The organism is Bacillus sp. EB106-07-01-XG149, assembly GCF_058791555.1.
Genome location: NZ_JBYTDP010000001.1, coordinates 690,731 through 696,918 on the forward strand (window position 1 = coordinate 690,731; position 6,188 = coordinate 696,918).

Annotated in this window: 4 protein-coding genes and 1 other annotated feature; of the genes, 1 reads left to right on the top strand and 3 read right to left on the bottom strand. The window is 34.3% G+C overall.

Annotated features, from left to right (window positions below; genetic code table 11):
* Nucleotides 1-121: 121 nt before the first annotated feature.
* Together AC3WTA_RS03525 and AC3WTA_RS03530 are read right to left on the bottom strand one after the other, a co-directional pair.
* Nucleotides 122-2,005, bottom strand: coding sequence for an FtsX-like permease family protein (locus AC3WTA_RS03525; RefSeq protein ID WP_000897900.1), 1,884 nt, complete (start codon nucleotides 2,003-2,005; stop codon nucleotides 122-124).
* 12 nt (nucleotides 2,006-2,017) lie between these two features.
* The gene (locus tag AC3WTA_RS03530) at nucleotides 2,018-2,785 is read right to left on the bottom strand and encodes an ABC transporter ATP-binding protein (RefSeq protein ID WP_000106412.1); all 768 of its coding nucleotides are present in this window, start codon (nucleotides 2,783-2,785) and stop codon (nucleotides 2,018-2,020) included.
* A 389-nt stretch (nucleotides 2,786-3,174) separates the two neighbouring features.
* Here AC3WTA_RS03530 and AC3WTA_RS03535 point away from each other — a divergent pair, with 389 nt between their 5' ends.
* Complete coding sequence (locus AC3WTA_RS03535) at nucleotides 3,175-3,657, top strand: DUF2975 domain-containing protein (protein ID WP_000815884.1); 483 nt, start codon at nucleotides 3,175-3,177, stop codon at nucleotides 3,655-3,657.
* Between the two features lie 125 nt (nucleotides 3,658-3,782).
* Here AC3WTA_RS03535 and thrS read toward each other — a convergent pair whose 3' ends face one another.
* On the bottom strand, nucleotides 3,783-5,702 hold the full coding sequence (thrS, locus tag AC3WTA_RS03540) for a threonine--tRNA ligase (protein WP_000663105.1): 1,920 nt from the start codon (nucleotides 5,700-5,702) through the stop codon (nucleotides 3,783-3,785).
* A gap of 44 nt (nucleotides 5,703-5,746) precedes the next feature.
* Nucleotides 5,747-5,969 (bottom strand) — a binding site (T-box leader).
* Nucleotides 5,970-6,188 lie beyond the last annotated feature (219 nt).

Sequence of the window (6,188 nt, forward strand, 5' to 3'; positions counted from 1 at the left end):
CCCTATATAAACTCTTAATATTTTCTTAATTTTCAATACATTAATCGTAGAAAAACTTGATCACAGGTATTACAAATATAGAAAAAAGCCCTTGTTTTCAAACAAGGACTCTTTTCTTAAACTATTTCGCTACTTCTTCTTTCGGCATTACCATACCTTTATAAAGTTGGACAGTAATCCAGTAATAGATGAAATAAATGACTAAGAAAATCCCAATCGGCACCCACACCTTTACAAACGGGTCAACTAATATAAAACTGAATAAGTTAAGCCCTACTAACACGTGGGAAATTCCAATAATCGCTGGGAAGATAAATAAATATGAAATTTCTTTATAAATACTTTTCGTTAACATACTACGTCTCACACCAATTTTTCGTAACATTTCATAACGGCGTACGTCACGAGAAGCACCTGTTAATATTTTGAACATTAGCGAACTTGCCATCATTGCTAAAAAGGCAATTCCGAGGAAAAATCCCATAAACATTGTTCCACTCATGAAACTGTTCATAAACTGATAAATTGTCATTTTTGTAAATAAGTCTACTTTTGTACCTGTTGTTTTTTCAATTTGCTCTTTTTGTCTCTTATCTATATCGAGCAACAACGGTTTATATTTTTTCATATCATCTACTTTTGCTAATGTTACACTATGTTCCGTTCCTTGAACTGCTTTGTAGTGTTCTTCATCAGCAATTCTTACAGGTTTTCCGTTAAATTGATTATGTGTAATTTGTATTTCTCTTACAACCGCATCTTCCCAATCTTTTGGCATACGAGGAAGCTTATTGGCTGCTTCGGGAGCTTCTAAAGCAGAATAGACAGGTTCAGTTAAAGGTTCAGCAACACGTTTACGAGCAGGCTCTTTTAAAGTTTTTGTATCGAAGTGATCGGAAACGAGTGGTGGTTTCGCCGTTAAGTCGTTACGTAAGTAATACACCGCTTCTCCATCTACTTTATACTTGTACTTACTTTCTTCCACAATTTCCATTTCTTTTAATGCCGCTTTATCTTGATCATTTGGATCATGAATTACAACATCATATACACGTGAGAAGTCTGTCATAATACCTACATTTTTTTGAAATGCCATCCCTGCCGTCATCGCTCCTGCGCCTAATGCAATTAACATCGCTACAGTGCCTAATACTCTCGATAAACTATTTACGCGAAAGCGCAGCTGTGCATATGTAAAACTATTTAAGCCCGTTTCATTTCGTTTTTTATTCCCTTTAATTTTCATCACAAAAAATGGGAGTAATGAACTAAAGATAAAATATGTTCCAAGAGTTGTAACGATTGTCGCTATTATAAAGCCTAATTCAGCATATATTTTTACATTGATCATAAAGTAGTATCCTATACTTACTAGCAATATACCAAGTACCGTCATTATAATAATGCGAGTTTTACTTTTCTTTACTTCATCTAGTGTTTCATCTTCACGAATTAACTCCAATTCTGTTTTACGTAATAACCGGATGCTATTCATTAAACCAGTAATAAAAAATAGTATTAAGAAGAAAATAGCTGTAACTAAGATTGCTGGTGTATATACAGATGAATAACTACCTTTTGCTGAAATTTCCATACCATTCATTAAAAGGTTTCCTGCTACACTTGCAAGTAACATCCCTACTAAAATACCGATAATAATACTGACAATACCCATACCGAATGTTTCAATAAATAGTAACTGTGCTACTTTTTTCTTTTTCGCACCGAGCATCATATACATACCGAGTTCTTTTCTTCTTAATGTGAGTAAGAACGAATTGGCATATATAATATAAAATACAGTAATGAAAGATAATAGTATGGCACCTACCCAAAATACGAGTCTAATACTACTAATAAGACTATTATCCTTCGTAAATTCACTATTCATCGCCATTGTTTGGAACATGTAGAAAATACTAATACTAATAACGAGACCAATTAGTAACACCATATAATCTTTTAACATCTTTTTCATACTATGACGTGATAATTTGAATAACATAGTCTCGCCCCCCTACTTGGACTCAGCAGCTGAGCCCATATGAGCGAGCACACCTAAAATGTCTTGATAGAAATTTTCTCGCGTTCCTTGACGCTTTAGCTCTTTATATAGAAGACCGTCTTGAATAAATAAAATACGTTCACAATAACTCGCACTAAATGCATCGTGTGTAACCATTAAAATACTTACATTGTGATTTTCATGTAAGTCTTGCATCGCTTCTAACAAGCTTTTTGCATTTTTACTATCTAACGCTCCTGTCGGTTCATCTGCTAATACGATTGCTGGATTATGTACTAAAGCTCGTGCTGCCGCTGTTCTTTGCTTTTGTCCCCCAGAAACAGCAGTTGGATATTTCGTTAAAATTTCAGTAATCCCTAACTTCTTCGCAACCTCATTCACCTTTCCAGTAATCTCACTTGAAGGTACGCCTTGCAGAGAAAGTGGTAAAGCGATATTTTCATAAATTGATAAGTTTTCTAGTAAGTTAAAATCTTGAAAAATGAACCCTAATTTTTGAGATCGAAAATCAGATAATGCATTCCCCTTCATAGAAGTAATATTTGTACCAGCTATTGTCACACTGCCACCCGTTGCTTGATCCAATGTACTAATCACATTAAGTAAAGTCGTTTTTCCAGATCCAGAAGGACCCATAATCCCGACGAATTCCCCTTCTTTAATACTTAATGACACACCCCTTAACGCTTTTGACTGATTCTCATTTCTTTTCCCATACGTTTTTTCTACACGTTCTACAGTAACTACATTTGTTGACATCTCTTTCACTCCATCCCTTTTGTGTAAAATTAATTTCTCACATATTTCTTATCTTTTTCTCATGTAAATCCTTAATAATTTTTAAATTTTTCAATCAGAAAGGATTACACGAGTTACGTAAACCTTTTTCCTATTACATGTTCTCACTTTTCTAAAACTCGTTCCTTCGATTTCGCTTACATTTACCTTACATTTTTGTAAGGTAAAAAATATTACAGACCATTTCATAAGGCGGATTCCTTTGTAATGAGCAAGTTTTTTATTTTTATCAAAATTAATGGGATACATAAATAACAATAATAATAAGTTAAAAAACAATATAGTTTTATTTTAAAACGATAAATTATATGATAAAATCATATTGTCATTAAATAAACGAGGTGCTTTTTATGAAACAAGTTTCAACACTCTTTTTAAAACTAGCTATTGTTTTTATAGGTATAGTAGTACTTGCATTGTGCATATTTTTAGTTCCTAAAATCGGGAATTTCGCTGGAGAATTGTATCCAGCTATTGCTTATATGAAATCTCTCGTTTTAATCGATATGTACGCAGCGACGATACCTTTTTACTTCGCTCTGTATCAAGTTTTTAAACTTTTAAGTTATATTGATAAGAACAAAGCGTTCTCGGTATTATCAGTAAAGGCTTTAAAAAATATAAAATACTGTGCGCTCACTATCGGTACCATATACATACTAGGTATGCCACTTTACTATCTTATGGCAAAAAAAATTGATCCTCCAAGTTTTATACCAATTGGATTGATCATTATTTTCTCCTCTATCGTGATTGCTGTTTTTGCTGCAGTTCTCCAAAAGCTCTTACAAGAAGCCATTAATATAAAATCAGAAAATGATTTAACGGTATGAAGTGAAGTATATGGCAATAAATGATGAAGGAATAGCGATTAAGCTATCCCTTCATCATTTATTATGGTTCTTTAATGAGTTTAAATTCAGTAATACATGTTAATGGTGTATTTTATTATCAATCTCTATTTCTTATTTTTTATTTCCTCTTTTATACTCTCCACAAACCCATTTAGTTCAATAACTTCTGACTGGTCTTCACCGTATTTACGTACATTTACAGATCCGTTCTCCATTTCCTTATCCCCAATAACAAGAACATAAGGAACTTTTTGCATTTGTGCTTCTCTTATTTTATATCCTAACTTTTCATCTCGTACATCTCTTTCAACACGAATGCCAGCTTGTGCTAATTTATCCGCAATCTCATCTGCGTATTGTACATGGACTGCATTCGAAACTGGAATGACCTTCACTTGAACCGGTGCCACCCATGCCGGGAACGCGCCTCCAAAGTGCTCAATTAATATCGCTAAGAAACGGTCTAAAGATCCTAAAACTGCTCTGTGAATGACAACTGGTCTTCTCTTTTCATTCTTCTCATCTATATAATTTAAATCAAACTTCTCTGGCATTTGGAAATCTAGTTGGATTGTCCCGCACTGATGACTTCTATTTAAGGCGTCTTTAATATGGAAGTCGATTTTCGGTCCATAAAATGCACCGTCACCTTCATTTAGTCTATATTTATAATTCAATGAATGTAATACATTTTCTAATGCCTCTTCTGCTTGCTCCCACAACTTATCATCACCCATTGAATCTTCTGGACGAGTAGAAAGCTCTACTTCATATTCGAATCCAAAAGTTTTATAAACATAATCAATTTGCGCCATTACAGATTTAATTTCATCTTCAATTTGTTCTGGAGTTACAAATAAATGAGCATCATCTTGGCAGAAAGTACGTACTCTTAATAATCCATTTAATGCCCCGCTAAATTCGTGTCGGTGTACTTGACCGAACTCACACATACGAATTGGCAATTCGCGATAAGAGTGTAATTTATTTTTGAACATTAACATATGTCCTGGGCAGTTCATTGGTTTTAATGCGAAACTTTTATTGTCTACTTCAGAGAAATACATGTTGTCTTTGTAATGTCCCCAGTGTCCTGATTTCTCCCATAATTCTTGGTTCATCATAAACGGAGTACGTACTTCTTGATACTTATACTCTTTTTGAATTTCTCTTAAAAATGCTTCTAATTCATTACGAATAATTTGTCCTTTCGGTAAATAAAATGGCATTCCCGGAGCCTCTTCAGAAAACATAAATAACTCCAGCTCACTACCTAATTTACGATGATTTCTTTTTGCTGCTTCTTCAACGAAATGTAAATAATCTTCTAATTCTTTTTGAGAAGAGAACGCAACACCATATATACGCTGAAGCACTTGATTGTTACTATCACCTCGCCAATATGCACCAGAAACGTGAGTTAATTGGAATGCTTTCAAATAGCCTGTTGACGGTACATGTGGTCCTCTACATAAGTCTACAAATTCACCTTGTTTATATAGTGTTACACTTTCCCCACTAGGAATTGCTTCTAACAATTCTAATTTCAGGTGATCATTCATTTCTTGAAACAGTTTTTTTGCCTCTTCTCGTGAAACCTCAACTCGCTCTATTTTTACATTTTCATTTATAATTTTTTTCATTTCTTTTTCGATTTCCGGTAAATCTTCTACGTTTACACTACTCGGAAGATCCATATCATAATAAAATCCATTTTCAATAACAGGTCCTACACCAAGGTTTACATTACCATGCATCCTCTTTACAGCTTGCGCTAAAATATGTGCCGCAGAGTGTCTTGCAATTTCTACCCCTTCATTTGAATCTATTGTAACGATTTCTACTTCCGCATTTTCTTCAATATTTCGGCGTAAATCATATAACTGATCATTTACTTTCCCTGCGACTGCTTTCTTTTTTAAACTACTGCTAATGGATCCCGCAATTTCTTCTAAAGTAATTCCTTTTACAAATTCTTTAACGCTTCCATCCGGAAATTTCATTTCAATCATCTGTTCTTTCATTTTTCATCTCTCCATTTCATAATAAAAAGCACACTCATCCCTAAAATAGGGACGAGCGTGCTTTTACCCGTGGTTCCACCCAGATTCCCATTGTAAATACACAATGGCTTCTTTTACGGTAACGTCGTTTACACGGCACTAGATACTTAATTTCCCCAGTGCAGCTCTAAGGTGGTAAGTTATTTTTCTGCGTTAGGAAGTTCTCAGCTTTCCTTCCTTCTCTGTATAACCGGATAAAATAACTCGTGTCCTTTTCTTCGCTTATTATGAAATTGAATACAAAAAAGCATATTCATCCCTAAAATAGGGACGAATATGCTTATATCCGTGGTTCCACCCAGATTCCCATCACAAAAAACATAATGGCTTCTTTTGCGATAACGTCGCTTACACGGCACTAGATACTTAGTTTCCCCAGTGCAGCTCTAAGGTGGTAAGTTATTTTTCTGCGTTAGGAAGTTCTCAGCTTTCCTTCCTTCTCTGTAT